Consider the following 17014-nt stretch of genomic DNA (forward strand, 5'->3'; position numbering starts at 1 on the left):
AGAGAGACGAGCGATGATGCTGACCGACACCCACCGCATCGCGCGCATTGCCTGCGCGCTCGGACCCGACGCGCTCGTGCTGCACCGGATGCACGGCCGCGAGGAACTGGGCCGTCTCGCGCAGTGGGATCTCGAACTGCTCGCCGAACGCTCGGATCTCGACATCGCGACGATGCTCGGCAGCGATCTGTCGCTCGCTCTCGAACTGCCGGCAGGCGGCGAGCGCGAGTTTAACGGCATCGTCGCGGCGTTCGAACTGGCGCGCCCCGCGAGCACGAAGCCGAACCGTCCGGCGCTCTACCGCGCGACCGTGCGGCCCCGCCTCTGGCTCCTCACGCGCGCGTCGCATTGCCGCTTCTTCTATCAGAAGACGGTGCCCGGCATCATAAGCGAGGTGCTGAGCGGCTATCACATCGACTTCGAGAACAAGTGCGCGGCCCAGTATCCGAGCCTCGAACACTGCGCGCAGTATCGCGAGTCCGACTTCGACTTCGTGAGCCGGCTCGCCGAGCGCGAAGGCATCTATTACTACCTGGAACACTCGAACGGCAAGCACAAGCTGGTGCTGACGGATTCGTCGCAGGTTCATGCAGCGACGCCGCACGGCCGGCCGCTCCCGTTCCGGCCGCTCGCCGCGGCGCCCGGCGAGCACGAATGCGTCTACGCCTGGTCGACGGGCGGCGAGGTCCAGACGGGCATCGTCGAAACGAACGACTACGACTTCGAAAATCCGACGCAGAGCGAGCAGCAAGGCCTCGTCGCGCGCGCGCTGCGGCCGCAGCCCTTCGATCGGCCCGTGTTCGCGATGCAGGAACACGGGCTCGGCTACTCGCGCCACGACGATGCCGATCGTTATGCGAAAGCTCACGTGCAGGCGTACGAGGCCGCCAACGTCCGCGTGAGCGGCCGCACGACTGCGCGCTGCATCTGGCCGGGCGGACTGATCCAGTTGACCGAGCATCCGGTGCGCGAGCAGAACGGCGAATACCTCGTCGTATCGGCGGAGTACGAACTGAACGCGGACACGTATTTGTCGACGCCCGACGCCACCGCTCAGCCCGTCGTATTCGATTGCGCGTTCACGGCGCAGCGCCGCGCCACGGCGTTTCGCGCCGCACGGATCACGCCGCGCGCGCGCGTCGCCGGGCCGCAGACGGCCGTGGTCGTAGGTCCGTCCGGCGAGGAGATCCATACCGACAAATACGGCCGCATCAAGGTGCAGTTTCATTGGGAGCAGCTCGCGGCGCCCGGCTCGCGCGGGACGCTGCAACGATGCTGGGTGCGCGTCGCGCAGCCGTGGGCAGGCAAGGGCTGGGGCGCGTTTTTCCTGCCGCGCATCGGTCAGGAAGTGCTGGTCGATTTCATCGAAGGCGACCCGGACCAGCCGCTCGTGACAGGAAGCGTCCATAACGCCGCGCAGATGCCGCCGCTCGACCTGCCCGCGAAGAGCGCGCGCACGACGCTTAAGAGCAATTCGACGAAAGGCGGCAACGGCTTCAACGAAATGCGCTTCGACGACACCAAGGGTTCCGAGCAACTCTTCTTCCATGCCGAGCGCAACCTCGACGCATGGGTCAAGTACGACGCGCTGATGCGAGTCGGCCATGAACGGCACGTGCTCGTCGAAAAGAACGATTTCGCCCGCTGCGGCGGCGATCGCAGCGATGCGCTCGCGGGCAATCACAGCGGACGCATCGGCGGGAAGCTGTCGCTCGATGTCGCACAGGACACCCAGCACAAGTCCGGCACGAACCTCGTGCTCACGGCTGGCGCGAACGTCGACATCAAGGGAGCGGTCAACGTGACGATCGAAGCGGGAACCCTGCTCACGCTCAAGGCGGGCGGCAACACGATCGTGCTCGGACCGGCCGGCATTGCGATCAACGCGGCGGGGCCGGTGACAATCGACGGCGCGCTCGTGAAGATCAACTGCGGCGGGGCGGGAGCGGGGTCCGGCGCGATCAGCGCGTCGCCCGATGCGCCCGTCGATCCGCAACCCGCCGACGACGGTACGCGATGAACACGCCCGCCAATCACCACGCGCCGGGCGCCCGCGCCTGCGCACACGAGGGACACATGATGCGCATGACGCTCGCGGTCAGGACTTACCAGGGAGCCGCGCCTGACGCGCCGCTCGCGTGCGGTTTTGATACCGCGGGCGGCACGATCGGACGCGGGCAGGACAACACGATGGTGCTGCCGGACGCGCTGAAAACAGTGTCGCGCGTGCATGCGCGAGTCGACTGGAGCGAGGACGGCTGGCGGCTCGCCGACCTCGGCAGCAATCCGAGCCGGCTCAACGGCCGGCCGATTGCGAACGGACGGCCCGCGCGGATCGCAAACGGAGACCGGCTGGAGATCGGCGGGTACGCGATCGAGGTCGCGACCATCGAGCGCCCGGTGGAGACAGGCTTCGAAGCGCCGCCGGGCGTCCATGACGGGCGCGCGTTCGATCCGTTGGATGGTGCCTTGCCAGCCGCGTTGTCCGGCGATCCGCTCGCGAATGCGGCCGTGCTGGCCGGCTCGCCGTTGCCCGGCGCACTGTTCGATCCGCTTGGCGCGCCACTCGGGCAAGGCTCGCGCCACCCGCGCCAGCCGGATGGACGCGCCGCGTTCATCGGATCGGAGAACGATCATGTTTCTCCGGAGCAGTTCGCGTTCGTGCCGGACGCACGCAGTCCGGCTGGCGGCATTCCCGACGACTACGATCCGCTGCGCGACGAGGCGCTGGCGCTGCCGCGTCGGCAAGCGGAGGTCGCGGCCGCCATGCATGACCTGCTCCAGACTTCACCGCAGCAGCCGCAGGCGCCGCTCATCGCATTCGCCACGGCGCCCGAAGCCGCGCCGGTTCCTCAGCCCGCCGCCTGCGCCGATCCGACGCTTGCCGCCTTGCTCGACGGACTCGGCGTCCACCTCGACGCAGCCGCGCTGCGCGAGCGCAACGCGGCGGACCTCGCGCGTCTGGCCGGCGCGATGCTGCGCACGGCGGTGCGCGGCGCCGTCGATGTGCTGCTGTCGCGCTCGGTGCTCAAGCGGGAGATTCGTGTCGACACGACGCTGCTGCTTCAGCGGGACAACAACCCGCTCAAGTTTTTCCCCGATGGCGACAGCGCGCTGCAGCAGATGCTCAACGGCCGCAGCAGCGCGGGTTACCTGCCGGCGCAGGCCGCGCTGGAAGGCGCATTCGACGACATTCGCCGGCACGAACTCGCCGTCCTCGCGGGCATGCGCGCAGCGCTGCAGCATTTGCTCGGCCGCTTCGATCCGCAAGCCCTTGGCCAACCCGAGGCGCACGGCGGCTGGCTCGACCGGCTGTCCGCGCGCCGCAAGGCGAAGCAGTGGGACCGCTTCGTCGCGCTGCATACCGAGCTTGCGCGCGCCAGCGCCGACGATCTCCAGGCGCTTTGCGGCAGCGCCTTCAACGACGCCTACGAGCGGCAAGCGGGCCTTCGGCCCGGCAGCCAGCCGCACACCTTCACTCACTCTCAGCGAGACGGCAATGTCCTGGAATAACAAGGTGATCTGGTCAGAAGGAATGCTCCTGCAGCCGCAGCATCTCCAGCAGCACGACCGCTGGTTGCGCGCGCAGATCGATGCGCGCTGCGCGGCGCTGCGTCCCTATGCATTTGGCTTCTCGGAACTGACGATCGACGCCGAGCAGCTGAAACTCGGCCGCATCGCGCTGACCGCGTGCGCGGGCGTCCTGCCGGACGGCAGCCCCTTTCGCCTGCCGTCGGACGACGAATTGCCGCTGCCGCTCGCCGTCCCCGAAGACGCACGCGGCCTCACCGTGGTGCTCGCGCTGCCGGTGGCGCGTCACGGCGTCCCGGAAGCCGCACAGGCCGCGCAGGCGACGCGCGCAGCGGGCGATACCCGTCACGACGGCTTCGCGCGTCACCGCATCGCGGAAACCGAAGTGCTCGACAGCAACGAAGGCGCGACCGGCGCCGCTCTCGTGCAGGTCGGCAAGCTGCAGTTGCGGCTCGCGTTCGAGCAGGACGTCGCTCATGCGCATGTGACGCTCGGCATCGCGCGCATCGTCGAGCGTCGCGCCGACAACCGCGTCGTGCTCGATACCGAATACGCGCCGCCCTGCCTCGACTACCGCGTGACGCGCAGGCTGTCGTCGTTCGTCGACGAACTCGTCGGCCTGTTGCACCAGCGCGCGGATGCGCTCGCCGCACGCCTCGCGCAGCCTGCGACGACGGGCGCCGCCGAGATCGCCGACTTTCTGCTGCTGCAAGTGCTCAACCGCGCGGAGCCGCTGTTCGCGGGACTCGCCTCGACGACCGGCTTGCATCCGCACGACCTGCATCACCACGCGCTGCAACTGGCGGGCGAGCTCGCGACCTTCTGCCAGCCGGGCAAGCGGCCGGGCGCGTTTCCGGCGTACCGGCACGAGCGGCTCGACGAAACCTTCACGCCGCTCGTCGATGCGTTGCGCGCCGCGCTCAGCACGGTGATGGACCCGCACGCGGTGCCGATCGCGCTGGAAGAGCGCAAGTACGGGCTGCGCGTCGCGGTCGTGCCGGATCGCGACCTGTTCCGCTCGGCGAGTTTCGTGCTCGCGGTGAAGGCTGACCTCGCGCCCGCCGCGCTGCTGAATGGCTTCCCGCCGCAGGCGAAGCTCGGTCCCGTCGAACGTATTCGCGACCTGGTGAACCTCCAGTTGCCGGGCATCGGGTTGCGGGCGCTGCCCGTGGCACCGCGCCAGTTGCCGTTCCACGCGGGCTTCACCTACTTCGAACTCGACCGGACGAGCGAGTTGTGGAAGCAGTTCGCGACCTCGGCCGGGGTGGCGTTGCATGTCGCCGGCGATTTCCCCGGGCTTGCCTTCGAGTTCTGGGCGATCCGTCCTTAAGCGACGAAAAACCAGCGACGAAACCAGCGACGCACGCACGACCTCATGCAAAGGACCAGACCGTGAACGACCAGACACTGCCGGCGGCCAGCGCCGACTGGGATGAAACCCTCCTGATCCCGCAACCGGGCGGGCGGCGCGGCGCGCAGCCGCCGAGCGGAACGCACAGCGCGGCGCCGTCGGCGCAGGTACCGGTGATTCCGGTTGCGAGCGGTTTGAACCCGCTCGTGCGCGCCGCGAACCCGCTGCTCGAACTGGCGCTGCCGTTGCGCATGCGACCGTGGATCGCCGATGTCGACGGACTGCGCGCACAACTCGTGCAGATGGTGAAGACCTTCGAGCACGACGCACGGGCGAGCGGCATCGATACCGAACGGCTCGCGGCCGCGCGCTATTGCCTGTGCACCTGCATCGACGAGGCGATCTCCGGCACGCCGTGGGGCAGCGGCGTGTGGGCGAGCCGAAGTCTGCTCGTCACCTTCCACAATGAGGCATCCGGCGGCGAACGCTTCTTCCTGATCCTGCAGCGGCTCGCGCAGGACCCGGCGGGCAACGTCGATGTGCTCGAACTGATTTACGTGATGCTGTCGCTCGGATTCGAGGGACGCTATCGCCTGATCGATGGCGGACGCACGCAACTCGACTCCGTGCGCGAGCGGCTCGAACGGATGATTCGCGTGCAGCGAGGCGCGTTCGAGACGGAACTGTCGCCGCACTGGCAGCCCGTGCAGCGTACCCGCCGGCCGATGTCGCAACTCGTGCCGCTGTGGGTCGCGGCCGCGCTCGCCGGGGTCGTGCTGGCCGGGACGCATGTCGCCCTCGGTGTGAGCCTGAATCGCGCGTCGGACCCGGTTTTCGATGCGCTGAACCGGATTCGCGTGAGCGCGCATCCGGCTGCTGCCGCCCCAGCGGTTGCGGCCCCGATGCCCGCCGCGACCGTGAAACTCGCGACGTTCCTCGCTCCCGAAATCGCGCAAGGGCGGGTGAGCGTGCGCGAGGGCGCGGACCGCACGGTCGTCGCGATCAACGGCGACGGGCTCTTCGGCTCCGGCAGCGCGACGCTCGACCCGGCGTATGCACCGCTGATGACACGCATCGCCGAGGCCCTCGAGGCCGTGCCGGGCAAGGTCGTCGTGACCGGCCACACCGATGGCCAGCGGCTCCTCTCGGCCCGCTTCCCGTCGAACTGGCATCTCTCGCAGGCGCGCGCCGAGAGCGTGCGCGCGCTGCTCGCGGCGAACACCGGCACGGCGGATCGCTTCAGGGCCGAAGGTCGCGGCGACGCCGAGCCGCTCGCCTCCAACGATACGCCGGCGGGCCGCGCGAAGAATCGTCGCGTGGAGATCACGCTGCTGGCACCAGGAGCGTCGTCGTGACGCGTCGCTCCGAACACATCACCCGACGGGGAGAACTCGCATGAAAAAGATCGCTGGATGGTTCAAGACGCCGCAAGGCCTGACGCTCGCGGGCGTGACGGCCCTCGCGCTCGCGCTGTGGTTCGAAGGTCCGCTCTTCGCCTTCGACGGCCGCGCGCCGCTCGAAACGCAGGCGAGCCGCTGGTTCGCGATCGGCTTCCTGCTGCTCACTTGGGCACTCGTGTGGACGGGCCGCCTGCTGGCCGCGCGGCTCGTCAATCTGCGCTTCGTGAGCGGGGTGGCGGGGCAGGCGCCGTCGCAGTCCGCGGGCGGCGCCGAGATCGCGCTCTTGCGCGAGCGCTTCGAACAGGCGCTCGCGATGCTCCGCCGGGCGCGCGTGAAAGGCAGCTTCGGCCGCCAGTGGCTGTATCAGTTGCCGTGGTACATGTTCATCGGCGCGCCGGGCACGGGCAAGACGACGGCGCTCGCGCACTCAGGACTGCGCTTTCCGCTGCGCGACAAGCTGGGTGGCGATGCGATCGGCGGCGTCGGCGGGACGCGTCACTGCGACTGGTGGTTCACCGACGACGCCGTTCTCGTCGATACAGCCGGCCGCTACACGACGCAGGACAGCGACGCACAGGCCGACGAATCCGCGTGGACGGGCTTCCTGCACCTGCTGCGCAAGTACCGGCCGCGCCGTCCGCTGAACGGGATCATCGTCACGCTGTCGGCGGCCGATCTCGTGCGACAGGACGACGCCGCGCGCGATGCGCACGTGCGCGTAGTCCGCGCGCGTCTGGATGAACTCGCCGAGCGGCTCGGCATGCGCCTTCCGGTCTATCTGGTGGTGACAAAGTGTGACCTGCTCGCGGGCTTCACCGAATTCTTCGACGACCTCGGCCACGAAGAGCGCACGCAGGTGTGGGGCATGACGTTTCCGCTCGACGAATTGGCGAATGCGGAGCGGGCGCTCGGCGTGTTCCCCGGTGAATTCGATGCGCTCGGCGCCCGGCTGCAGGCACGCGTGCTGCATCGCATGCAGCGCGAGACCGATGTACACCGCCGCGCGCTGATCTACGGGTTTCCACAGCAATTCGCGGGACTTCAGCCGGCGCTGCGCCGCTTTCTCGACGATACGTTTCGCGGCACGCGCTACGAAACGGCGCCGCTTTTGCGCGGCGTGTACTTTACGAGCGGCACGCAGCACGGCCGGCCGATCGATCGCGCCATCAGCTCGATCGCCCAGTCGTTCGGGCTGCGCCGCGATGTGGCCTTCAACCGCGACGCGGCGGGGCGCGCGTACTTCATCAACCGGTTGCTGAAGGACGTGGTGATCGGCGAGGCGGGGCTGGCCGGTTTGAATCCGCGGCTCGAGCGCTGCCGGGCGTGGCTGCAGCGCGGCGCGCTCGCGCTGATCGGCGTAACGCTCGCACTGGCGTTGACCGGCATGGCGGTGAGCTATCAGCGCAACCGCGCGTATGTCGTGACGTTCGACCAGCAGATGCGCCATCTGCAACAGCTCACGGCCCACGCCGATGCGCTGGGCGATCCGCGCGCGCTCCTGCCGATGCTCGACGCGGCGCGCGCGCTGCCGGGCGGCGATGCGGACGCGGGCAAGCCCGTGCCGTGGCTCACGCGGCTGTGGCTGTATCAGGGCGACAAGCTCGGCCAGCAGGCGCAGGTGACGTATCGGCGGCTGCTCGATGACGCGTTGCTGCCGCTCGTCGTCGCGCGGCTCACGGATGCGCTGCGGCGCGGTGCGGACAATGAGGCGACCGCGCCTGCATACCGTTACGAGGCGTTGCGCACCTACCTGATGCTCGGCGATCCGCAGCACTACGACGCCGGCGCCGTGCGCGCATGGGCCGCGCGCGACCTGGAGCGCGATGCCCATGCAGAACAGAAACGCGCGCTCGACGGCCATCTCGCCGCGCTCTTCGATAAATCCCGCTTCGACCCGTCGTTGCCGCTCGATCGCGAGTTGATCGCGGCGGCGCGCGCGAACCTCGGTGAATTGCCGCTCGCGCAGCGGATCGGCAATCGCGTGGACCGCGAACTGACTCAGGCGAACGTGGCCGCGTTCAGCGTGAGCGCCGCAGCCGGCCCGAACGCGCCGCTGCTGCTCACGCGCGCGAGCGGTGCCGCGCTCACGGCTGGCGTGGCCGGCGCCTATACGCGCGCGGGCTACGCGCAATACCTCCGGTTCCGCGATGCCGCGCTGGCCGACGTCGCACGAGACGCATGGGTGCTCGGCCGCGATGACGTCGCGCCGACGCCGGAGGGAATCGCCGAATTGCGCGCTGCACTCGATGCGCGCTATTTCGCTGACTATGTCCATGCGTGGGATGGCCTGCTCGCGGACGTGAGCGTCGTGCCGTTCGCCGGCCTGACCGATGGCGCGCGCATCGCGAACCAGTTGTCCGCGCATGATTCGCCGTTGCAAAAACTGATCGTTGCGGCGGCGCGCGAGACGACGCTTGCCGATGTGAGCGTCGATCATCCGGTAAACGAGAGCCCCGCGACGCGCACCGGACCAGTCGATGCGGCGAAGAAACGCCTTGCCGCCGCGCTCGGCAGCGAGCAGCCGGCCGCGCCCGCCAGGACGGCCGACGCGGCAGCGCCGGTGACGCCCGTCGATATCCACTTCCAGGCCTTGCACGAACTGGCCGGCAAGCCGGGCGATTCCGCACCGCTCGATCAGGCGTTCGCACCGCTCAAGGACGCCGCCGTCTTCCTCGATGCCGCCGACGCCGCGCGCCGCATGGGACAGCCGGCGCCCGCCGGTGACGCGCTCGGCAAGCTCAGGCTCGCGAGCCAGACGCAGCCCGCGCCGCTCACGCCGGTGGCCGCATCGCTCGCAGTGACGGGCGGCGCGTTGCTCGAAGGCGGCGAGCGCGCCCGCCTGAACGCGCAGTGGAGCGCGGGCGCCGGCCAGTTGTGCCACAAGGCGCTCGACGGCCGCTATCCGCTCGTGCGGGCTTCCACGCGCGACGTCGCCGCCGACGATTTCAGCAAGCTCTTCAGCCCGGGCGGCCTGATCGACGACTTCTTTCAGAAGAACCTCGCGCCCCTGGTCGATACGAGCGCGGCGGTCTGGCAATGGCGCGCGGGCGCCGCTCCCGCCGGCATGCCGCGCGACGTGCTGGCGCAGTTTCAGCGCGCCGCGCAGATCCGCGACGCGTTCTTCCGCGATGGCAGCCGCGACATGTCGATTCGCTTCGGCGTGAAGCCGCTGGCGATCGATCCGTCGATCGTCCGGCTGACGCTCGATTTTGACGGGCAGCCGCTCATCGTCACGCAGGACGCGCTGTCAGCCGCGCTCTTTCAGTGGCCGAGCGGCAAGAACACCGGCCGGGCGCGCGCGGAGTTCACTCCGGCGGCGGCCGGGCAGGCCGCATCGTTCGAGGCGAGCGGTCCGTGGGCGCTGTTCCATCTGATCGACGCGGGGCGTCTGGAGCCGACCGCACAGGCGGACCGCTTCAGACTTACGCTCGATTCCGCCGGCCGCAAGGCAGTGCTCGAACTCGATGCGAACAGCGTCGTCAATCCGTTCCGGCGCGCGCCGCTCGAGCAGTTCCGCTGCCCGGATCATCTCTGATGCGAGCGTCCTCGACCGCCGGATGCTTCGGCAAGCTGCGAGGCAACGGCGATTTCGTCGTGAGGCGCCTGCCGCCGTCGTTCGTCGAACCGTGGGACGCGATGCTGCAAGCCGGGATGCTGGCAAGCCGCGCGGCGCTCGGCAGCGAATGGGCCGGCGTGTATTCGAGGGCGCCGCTGTGGTGCTTCGCACTGGGCGGCGGCGTAGCGGGGGAGAGCGGCTGGGCAGGCGTGCTGATGCCGAGTGTGGACAGCGTAGGGCGCCACTTTCCGCTGACGATCGCCGCCCCGGTCGATGCGCGCGCGCTGCCTTCCTGGCTGCCGGCCGCTGGCGACTGGTTCGCGCGGTGCGTCGAACTCGCGCTCTCGACACTCCATGAAGGGTCGTGCCTCGCCGGTCTCGATGCGGGCTTGCTGGCGCTTCCGGAGGTTTCGACGATACGCGGCGTCAGCACATCATGCGATGCCTGCGCGCAGGGAACGAGCGTGTGGTGGACAGAGGGTTCGGACACGCTCCTGCCGTCGATGCGTGGCTGTCCCGGCCTGCCGGGCGCGGCATTGGCCGCCGGTCTCTTCGACGGCCGCGCAGACGGCTGGCCTTGGCATCGCCCGCTGTCGCCGGGCGCTGGAATCTAGGCGTCGTCGAAACAGGCGATCACCGCCGTGACGTTGTCCTTGCCGCCCGCGTCGAGCGCCAGATCGATCAGGCGCCTGCATCCCGCGTGCATCGCGGCTTCGGTGTTCGAGGCACCCATTTGCGCGAGCACCGCCTCGATCTCGTGATGCGGCACTTCGCCGTGCAGCCCGTCGCTGCACAGCAGATAGCGGTCGCCGGGCATGCACGCATGCGCCTCCACGACGGGCGCAATCGAAGGCAGCGGCCCGAGCGCCTGCAACAGGACGTTGCGAGGCGGCAAGTGATCGATGCTGCCGAGATCGAGTGCCTGCTGATAGAGCGTCTGGTCACGCGACAGTTGCAGCAGCGCACCATCGCGATATCGGTACAGGCGGCTGTCGCCTATCTGGAACGCGATCAGCAGGCCCGCGCCCGGCGGCCGCCAGAGGCCCGTCACGGTCGTTCCCATCGAACGATGCGGCGCGATGTGTTCGCGCCTGTTCAGCGTGTGGAGCACGGTGTTCGCGTCATCGAGTGCATCGATGACGGCGCGGATCGCCGCGAGCGTGTCGTCGTGGACGGTCGCGTCCGGATCGCCGGCAAGCGTCGCATCGCGGCGCATGCGCGGCAGTGCCAGCTTCGCCGCGATGCGTTCGAGGGCGGTGGAACTGGCTCGCGCACCGAACGCGTGACCGCCCATGCCATCGGCGATGGCGATGAGACTTCGGCGCGTGTCGATCAGGAAGCTGTCTTCGTTCGCGCGGCGCACGCGCCCCGGATCGGACAGGCCAATCGCCGTGCAGGTGCTGAAGCGGGTCGGTGCGGGCAATGGCGGCACGTTCGAGTTCATGCGGGTCTCCATCGATGCGGCGGCTTGCTCGCAGCCGGTCATTGCAAGCCGACGTCGCGCCGGAACCGGACGCGGTCGTGCTCGTCGGGGATGGCGTCGGCGAGGCGTTCGTGCAGCCCGCGCAGGCTGGCTGCGCGCGGCGCTTCCCGTTTCGCGACGATGTGCGCGATCGGGCCGAGGTACACCGCCAGTTTCAGCGCGGCGGATTGCACCTGTTCCGCCGTCAACTGCTGTCCGCTGCGCGACACGTCCGCCGACGTTGTGTGATTCGCGGCGGGTGCGCGAGTGCCCTCGGCGAAGGCTTCGGTGAACTGCCTGCGTCCCTTGTCGGAAGGGATATGTGGCACGAGCAGCGCGACGAGCGCGGGCAAGTTCTCCGTGCGCGCGGCGCAGCGCGCGACCAGCAGGCGCGCGACAGGACCGACCTGAGCGGCGAGCCGCGCTTCGACATTGGCGAGCGCGGCGGCCGGCCACGCTGCGAGCGGCGCGCCGTTGCCGCGCAATGAGCCTGACGCCAGCGCGGCTGGATCTGGCGCGTTGCAGGTTTCGGAGGCTTCCGGCGCAACCGCGATCAGCACCGTGCGATCGTCGTCGCTCTGATGGCTCGTCCCGGTTTTATGCACCGCCCGGAACAGCGCCTGTCGCAACGCGGCCGTGCACGGAAAACGCGCCGCGCGATCCTTTGACAGCGCGCGGAACATCACGCCGTCGAGCGCGGCGGGCAGCGCCGGGTTGCATGCTGATGGCGCGCGCGGCGTATCGCGCAGCACCTGCTGCATCACCGCGGCCTGTGACGCGCCGACGAACGGCCGGTGTCCTGTCAGCATCTGATACAGCACGACTGCGGCGGAAAAAAGATCGGACCGGCCATCGACCGGTTCACCCGCTATCTGTTCCGGCGACATGTAGCTCGGCGTGCCGACGATGGAACCCACCATCGTCATCGACGACGATTCGATGTGCGCGATGCCGAAGTCGGTGACCTTCAACTGGCCGTGTGCGTTAAGAAGCAGGTTCGCCGGCTTGATGTCGCGATGCACGACGCCGTGCTCGTGCGCAAAGCCGAGCGCGGCAAGCAACTGCTCGAACCAGCCGAGCGCAGCAGGGAGGTCGAGCGGGCGGCCCGCTTCGAGCAGGCCGCTGAGCCCGCGCCCTTCGACGAGTTCCATCGCGATATACGCGGTGCCGTCGGTCTCGCCATAGTCGTACACGCTAACGATATTCGGATGCGCGAGCCGTCCTGCCGCCTGCGCCTCGTTGCGAAAGCGCGCCATCAGGCTCGCGCGCTCGCCGTCTTCGAACAGTTCGCGGCGAATGGTCTTGAGCGCGACCCGCCGTTCGATATGCGGATCGAACGCGCGATACACGACGCCCATTGCGCCGGCGCCGAGCCTGCCGTCGATGCGGTACTTGCCGATGGACGTGACGGGCAGCGGCTCCATCGCGGGCGCTCCTTCAGGCCTCGATCATCTTGAACGCTTCCACGAGACTCGTCTTCATGCGCGCGAACGAGGCCGCGAGCGAGGCGATCTCGTCGCGGCCGCGCTCGACGAACGCGTCGCCGTCGAGCTTGCCGAGACTCACTTCGTCGGCGGCCTGCGAGAGCGCGCGGATGCGCCTCGTGACGAGCAGGTGGACCATTGCATTCAGCGCGAACAGCAAGGCCACGAACACGACGAGGAGCGAAACGAGGAACGTGCGCAGCACTGCGTCGCTGCGCGCGACGGGAAGCGCCATCGGCACCGAGACGAAGTCCGCACCGATCACTTCGTGCAGCGCCCAGTTGAAGCCGTTGTTGGGACCGTATTTGTCGATCAGCGTCTTCGGTGCAGCGGACGGCACGCTGTGACATTCCATGCATGCCACATCGTTGATGCGGTTCGGGCGAGCGATGTACAGGTTCGGACCCGATGGCGTATCGCGCACGCCGACCACTTCCTTTAGCTCGGGCCTGTCGTGCAGCCGGCGGATGACGTCGGCTTCCCAGTCAGTGGGGCGGTCGCGCGGATTGGTCGGATTGAGCATCGTCGAGCGATACGAGTAGCCCGCGAGATGCTTTTCCAGCGTCATCAGCGTCTCGACGGCGGAGAACGCCGGCACCGACTGCGGCACGAAGCTGTACTTGAGCTGCGTCTGCAGAAGCGGCGTGACCTGGGTTGCGGTGTAGTTCTGCGCCGCGCTCGCGGCCTCCATGAGGACACGCGCGTTCTGCACCGTTTCATCGACCGCCGAGCGTCGCAGAAGACTTCGCGCGGCGAGGCCGGCCGACGCAAAGCCGATCAGAAAGATCGCGAGGAACACCAGGTTGAATTTGACGCTGAGCGACAGTCTCATGAGGCCACCTCGGACCATTGCGGCGTGCCCGGCCGGCGCGGCGGCGCGGGCCGTGGCGGACACAGCACGGCCCGCCATTCGGGAAGATTGCGCAGATTCCGCCTGATCTGCGTGCGGAACGGTTCGGCGCGTGCGAGCGGCCGGAAGCGCGCGACGAACGTGCTGCGCACGGCGAGCGGCGAGGCGAGCCAGTCGGCGATATCCGCGTAGGCCACCACGCGGCCCTGGACCGGCGCGGCGGCTTTCACTTGCGGACGCGCCGCGATCGAGGCAAGCGGATCGCGAAATGCGAGCGGCATCTCGCCGACGAACGCGGGCGTGGGACGCGCTCGTGTTTCGAGTGGTTTGTCGCTTTCGCGCTGTGCGTAGCGTTCGGCGTTCAGCGGCTGCGGCGCGTCGGCAATGCCGGGCAGAGCGAGCGTGATGCTGCCCGTCTCGACGAAAAGCGAAGCCGCATTCGCGTTCGCGTGGATCACGGCCGCTCCGTGGGAGAGGGCGGCGCGCAACACGACCGTGTCGACCGTGAGCTGGCCGGGCGCAGCGGCAGTGCCGCGTTCAACCTTGAGCCAGCCCGCGAGCAGCGAAAGCGCGTCGAGCATATTGGTTTTCGCGCCGCTCGGCGCTGCATCGACCGTGATGCGCGTCTGGGACCCGAGCAGCGCGATCGTGCCGCTGCCGTCCTCGAGTTGCGCGGCTCCATGAACGCCGGTCGTGAAGATGTCGCCGGGTTCGACGAGAAGCGGTGCATCGACCACGAAGACCGACGTGGCACGAATCAGCGTGACGGGTCCTTCGGGCAACAGCACCGCCTGGGCAGCCTGCGCGAGTGGTGCGGCGCACAGGCACGCGGCACTGATGCCGACGCCCAGCGCGCCGCGCAGCCATCGTGCAAGAACGGATCGCGTTGATGGGTGGATGTTCATCGCCGCCTGCCTCGAAAGTGAAGGGGATTGCGACGAGAACAGCCGTGCCCCGGCTTCTATTCCATGAAAGTTATTTTCCGGGCGATGGAACAAATCCGCGTTCCCCGCTGTTGTCGGCAAGACGGGATCACGGAGCGTTCCGCGAACCCGTCCGATCCGACGACCGATCCATTTCCATTGAACCCAGGGAGTATCCACGATGCGCAAACCCACTTCGCTTGCAGTCGCCTTGACGATCGCGCTGGCCGCCTCGTCCAGCCACGCCGCGTGGCACGTCGACAGCGGCCAGTCGACGTTTTCCTTCATGACGGCCAAGGCGGGCACGCCCGGCACCTCGGCGATAGAAGAAGTGCAGACTTTCAGGCAGATCGATGGTTCGGTCGGCGATGACGGCAAGCTCGTGTTCGACGTTGAACTGGCGAGCGTCGAAACGAACATCGGCCTCAGGAACGAGCGGATCAAGGAGATACTGTTCAAGGTCGCGGACAACCCGAAGGCCGTTTTCACCGGCATAGTCGATGCGCGGCGCCTGAACGCGTTGCCCGCCGGCTCAAGCGTCGATATGGACGTGATCGGTCAGCTCACCCTTAACGGGCAGAGCCGGCCGCTGACGCCGAGCGTGCGCGTCGTGAAACTCGCCTCCGGTGCGCTGCTCGTCGGCACGCGCGTGCCGCTCGTCGTGAACCTGAAAGATTATGGGTTGCAGGACGGCGTCGAAGCGCTGCGCGCGGTGATGAACCTCGATGTGCTCGCCAGCGCCGCGCCGGTCAGCTTTTCGGTGCTGCTCAAGCCGGGACGGTAGAACCCGAATCGCAACAGGACGATGCGCGTTGAAACGTGCGTCGTATCTGCAGCCAGAACAGCTTCAGGCGCCTTCACGATGGTGAAGGCGCTGGATGAATCGAGCTACCGTGCCTCAGCCGTTCAGGAATCCCAGCACAGCCTGCCGTACTTTCAGATCCCACGTCGGTTCCCGCTTGTGATTGCCGGCAAACTCCAGCAGTCCCTTGATCAGATTGTCCTCGGAACCGAAGCTGAATCCGGCGTCGCCGAGGTAATTCGAGCCCCAGACCTTCAGGTCGTCGACGTACTTGCAGCCCGCCTGGAACTCGGCCTCGCCGATCACCGCTTCGTTGTCTTTGAACATCGCAAGAAAATGCATCTTGTCCCCGCAGATGCCCGAGTTCAGCGCAAGCACCGAAAGCACGGGGATCGGGATTGCATAGCGCTTGAACCAGTTGTTGAAGGCGATCGGCTGCGTATGCAGCGCGTCGCGTTGCATACGCGCGTGCCAATGCCCTTCCGCCTGCTTGAAAAACCGCTGGATGCGCAGGATCTCGACGATCTTCCAGATCGTCTTGGCGAGCGTTTCGAGGATCGACACGATCGCTCCGACAATGGTCGATGCGCCCGAACTCGCGATCTGCAGGCCGAGGTCCGCGCCGCCCTTGACCATGTCGTACACGCCCTGGCCGATGCTCAGCTTCATGGCGCGCTTGATGGCCTCGATGATCGTCGCGGGGTGTCCCGCAAGCAACTGGACGTCGCGTCCCGCAACCCATTCGCGATACTTCGTGATGCTGCTATCGACGGTATTGGCGATACCCTTCGCAATGTCGAGACCCGCGCCGATCAGCGGCGCGACCGCCGCGAGCAGCTTCTTGCACAGGAAGTCGACAAGCTTGCGGATCAAACCGGGCATCACGTCAAGCGCTACGCCACCCGGGTCGTTACGGAAGTCCACCATCTTTTCGCGGATCAAGTCCCACAGCTTCCGCGCGGCTTCCTCGATCTTTGTGTGAATGGATTCATACAGGCGTCGCGCGGCGCCCTCGGAAGGCGGCGGCGCGTTTCCCGTCGTGAGCTGGTTGGCGTTCACGAGTGTGCTGCCCTTGTGCTTCCTGATCCGGTTCTGCACTTGATCGAGTGCCGTTGCCGCGGACTTTCGCACGATGCTGTTTTCCAATGCATCGGAGGCGCGCGAGGCGGCTTCGTTCGAATCCGGCGCGAATCCCAGACCGCCGACGGTCACGTCGAAAGCGCCTTCGAGCAGAACCTGAAAAATGTTGTCCTCGATCGTCATGTTGCCGAAGAGGTACAGCACGCCGAGCCGCGAATTGATCAGCGCTGGCGTCATGAAGTCCTGTGCGCCCGAGGCGGCATCGGTGTCGCCCTGACCGCGCAACTCCTGATCGAGCAGCGTGAAGAGTCGCGATTCATTACGTGGGTGCCTCTCCCACTCGCAACCGGGCCCGACGCTTTCCTTCCAATGCTTGAACGCAGTCGACAGCTGGTGAAACTGATACATGGTGCGATTGCGCTGATACATGAGTATCTGCGTGTCGAGCGCATTGAGCATTGCGCCGCGCGGCTGCACGAGCGACGATGTTCCCCTGAGCCATTCGTCGTAAGGGACGATAGTGGGTAGCTGGCTGTTGCTGAACGGCATCGGAGGTCTCCTTGCGCCTTTGATTC

12 protein-coding genes are annotated in these 17014 nt (G+C 67.8%); 7 read left to right on the top strand and 5 right to left on the bottom strand.

The window, feature by feature from the left end:
• Window positions 1–16: 16 nt before the first annotated feature.
• From AWB65_RS20115 to tagF, 6 genes are all read left to right on the top strand, one after another.
• Entirely contained in the window at window positions 17–2020 is a 2004-nt protein-coding gene (locus AWB65_RS20115; RefSeq protein ID WP_235007699.1) for a type VI secretion system Vgr family protein, read from the top strand.
• Complete coding sequence (tagH, locus tag AWB65_RS20120) at window positions 2017–3513, top strand: type VI secretion system-associated FHA domain protein TagH (protein ID WP_235007700.1); 1497 nt, start codon at window positions 2017–2019, stop codon at window positions 3511–3513. Before AWB65_RS20115 ends, tagH begins: the two co-directional genes overlap by 4 nt.
• Window positions 3500–4861: a type VI secretion system baseplate subunit TssK gene (gene tssK / locus AWB65_RS20125; RefSeq protein ID WP_087668817.1), complete on the top strand. Its 1362-nt coding sequence runs from the start codon at window positions 3500–3502 to the stop codon at window positions 4859–4861. The genes tagH and tssK overlap by 14 nt, the downstream gene beginning before the upstream one ends.
• Window positions 4862–4923: 62 nt before the next feature.
• On the top strand, window positions 4924–6237 hold the full coding sequence (gene tssL, locus AWB65_RS20130; protein ID WP_087668818.1) for a type VI secretion system protein TssL, long form: 1314 nt from the start codon (window positions 4924–4926) through the stop codon (window positions 6235–6237).
• Between the two features lie 40 nt (window positions 6238–6277).
• Window positions 6278–9817 (top strand): type VI secretion system membrane subunit TssM, encoded by a 3540-nt coding sequence (gene tssM / locus AWB65_RS20135; RefSeq protein WP_087668819.1) that lies wholly within the window; start codon window positions 6278–6280, stop codon window positions 9815–9817.
• Window positions 9817–10452 (top strand): type VI secretion system-associated protein TagF, encoded by a 636-nt coding sequence (gene tagF, locus AWB65_RS20140; protein ID WP_087668820.1) that lies wholly within the window; start codon window positions 9817–9819, stop codon window positions 10450–10452. The genes tssM and tagF overlap by 1 nt, the downstream gene beginning before the upstream one ends.
• Here tagF and AWB65_RS20145 read toward each other — a convergent pair.
• The 4 genes from AWB65_RS20145 to AWB65_RS20160 are packed head-to-tail and all read right to left on the bottom strand — an operon-like array spanning window position 10449 to window position 14539.
• Window positions 10449–11282 carry a PP2C family protein-serine/threonine phosphatase gene (locus AWB65_RS20145; RefSeq protein WP_159907713.1) on the bottom strand — a complete coding sequence of 278 codons (834 nt, stop codon included), beginning with the start codon at window positions 11280–11282 and terminating at the stop codon, window positions 10449–10451. The two genes, tagF and AWB65_RS20145, sit on opposite strands and share 4 nt — an antisense overlap.
• Window positions 11283–11320: 38 nt before the next feature.
• Window positions 11321–12724 carry a serine/threonine-protein kinase gene (locus AWB65_RS20150; RefSeq protein WP_087668822.1) on the bottom strand — a complete coding sequence of 468 codons (1404 nt, stop codon included), beginning with the start codon at window positions 12722–12724 and terminating at the stop codon, window positions 11321–11323.
• Between the two features lie 13 nt (window positions 12725–12737).
• A complete protein-coding gene (locus tag AWB65_RS20155; RefSeq protein WP_087668823.1) occupies window positions 12738–13616 on the bottom strand; it encodes a Tll0287-like domain-containing protein in 879 nt (292 codons plus the stop codon).
• Window positions 13613–14539 carry a hypothetical protein gene (locus tag AWB65_RS20160; protein ID WP_087668824.1) on the bottom strand — a complete coding sequence of 309 codons (927 nt, stop codon included), beginning with the start codon at window positions 14537–14539 and terminating at the stop codon, window positions 13613–13615. Before AWB65_RS20160 ends, AWB65_RS20155 begins: the two co-directional genes overlap by 4 nt.
• Window positions 14540–14738: 199 nt before the next feature.
• On the opposite strand from AWB65_RS20160, the gene AWB65_RS20165 reads away from it, so the two are divergent.
• Window positions 14739–15341 carry a YceI family protein gene (locus AWB65_RS20165; protein ID WP_087668825.1) on the top strand — a complete coding sequence of 201 codons (603 nt, stop codon included), beginning with the start codon at window positions 14739–14741 and terminating at the stop codon, window positions 15339–15341.
• Window positions 15342–15455: 114 nt separating this feature from the next.
• Here AWB65_RS20165 and AWB65_RS20170 read toward each other — a convergent pair whose 3' ends face one another.
• Complete coding sequence (locus tag AWB65_RS20170) at window positions 15456–16988, bottom strand: phage tail family protein (protein WP_087668826.1); 1533 nt, start codon at window positions 16986–16988, stop codon at window positions 15456–15458.
• Window positions 16989–17014: the final 26 nt, after the last annotated feature.

Source organism: Caballeronia humi, assembly GCF_001544475.1.
GTDB lineage: Bacteria > Pseudomonadota > Gammaproteobacteria > Burkholderiales > Burkholderiaceae > Caballeronia > Caballeronia humi.

Excerpts from the sequence above, each read along its gene's own strand:
- AWB65_RS20165 (WP_087668825.1), top strand. The coding sequence starts at position 14,739 with ATGCGCAAACCCACTTCGCTTGCAGTCGCCTTGACGATCGCGCTGGCC.
- AWB65_RS20170 (WP_087668826.1), bottom strand. The coding sequence starts at position 16,988 with ATGCCGTTCAGCAACAGCCAGCTACCCACTATCGTCCCTTACGACGAA.
- AWB65_RS20160 (WP_087668824.1), bottom strand. The coding sequence starts at position 14,539 with ATGAACATCCACCCATCAACGCGATCCGTTCTTGCACGATGGCTGCGC.
- tssM (WP_087668819.1), top strand. The coding sequence starts at position 6,278 with ATGAAAAAGATCGCTGGATGGTTCAAGACGCCGCAAGGCCTGACGCTC.
- AWB65_RS20155 (WP_087668823.1), bottom strand. The coding sequence starts at position 13,616 with ATGAGACTGTCGCTCAGCGTCAAATTCAACCTGGTGTTCCTCGCGATC.
- tssK (WP_087668817.1), top strand. The coding sequence starts at position 3,500 with ATGTCCTGGAATAACAAGGTGATCTGGTCAGAAGGAATGCTCCTGCAG.
- AWB65_RS20150 (WP_087668822.1), bottom strand. The coding sequence starts at position 12,724 with ATGGAGCCGCTGCCCGTCACGTCCATCGGCAAGTACCGCATCGACGGC.
- AWB65_RS20145 (WP_159907713.1), bottom strand. The coding sequence starts at position 11,282 with ATGAACTCGAACGTGCCGCCATTGCCCGCACCGACCCGCTTCAGCACC.
- AWB65_RS20115 (WP_235007699.1), top strand. The coding sequence starts at position 17 with ATGCTGACCGACACCCACCGCATCGCGCGCATTGCCTGCGCGCTCGGA.
- tagF (WP_087668820.1), top strand. The coding sequence starts at position 9,817 with ATGCGAGCGTCCTCGACCGCCGGATGCTTCGGCAAGCTGCGAGGCAAC.
- tagH (WP_235007700.1), top strand. The coding sequence starts at position 2,017 with ATGAACACGCCCGCCAATCACCACGCGCCGGGCGCCCGCGCCTGCGCA.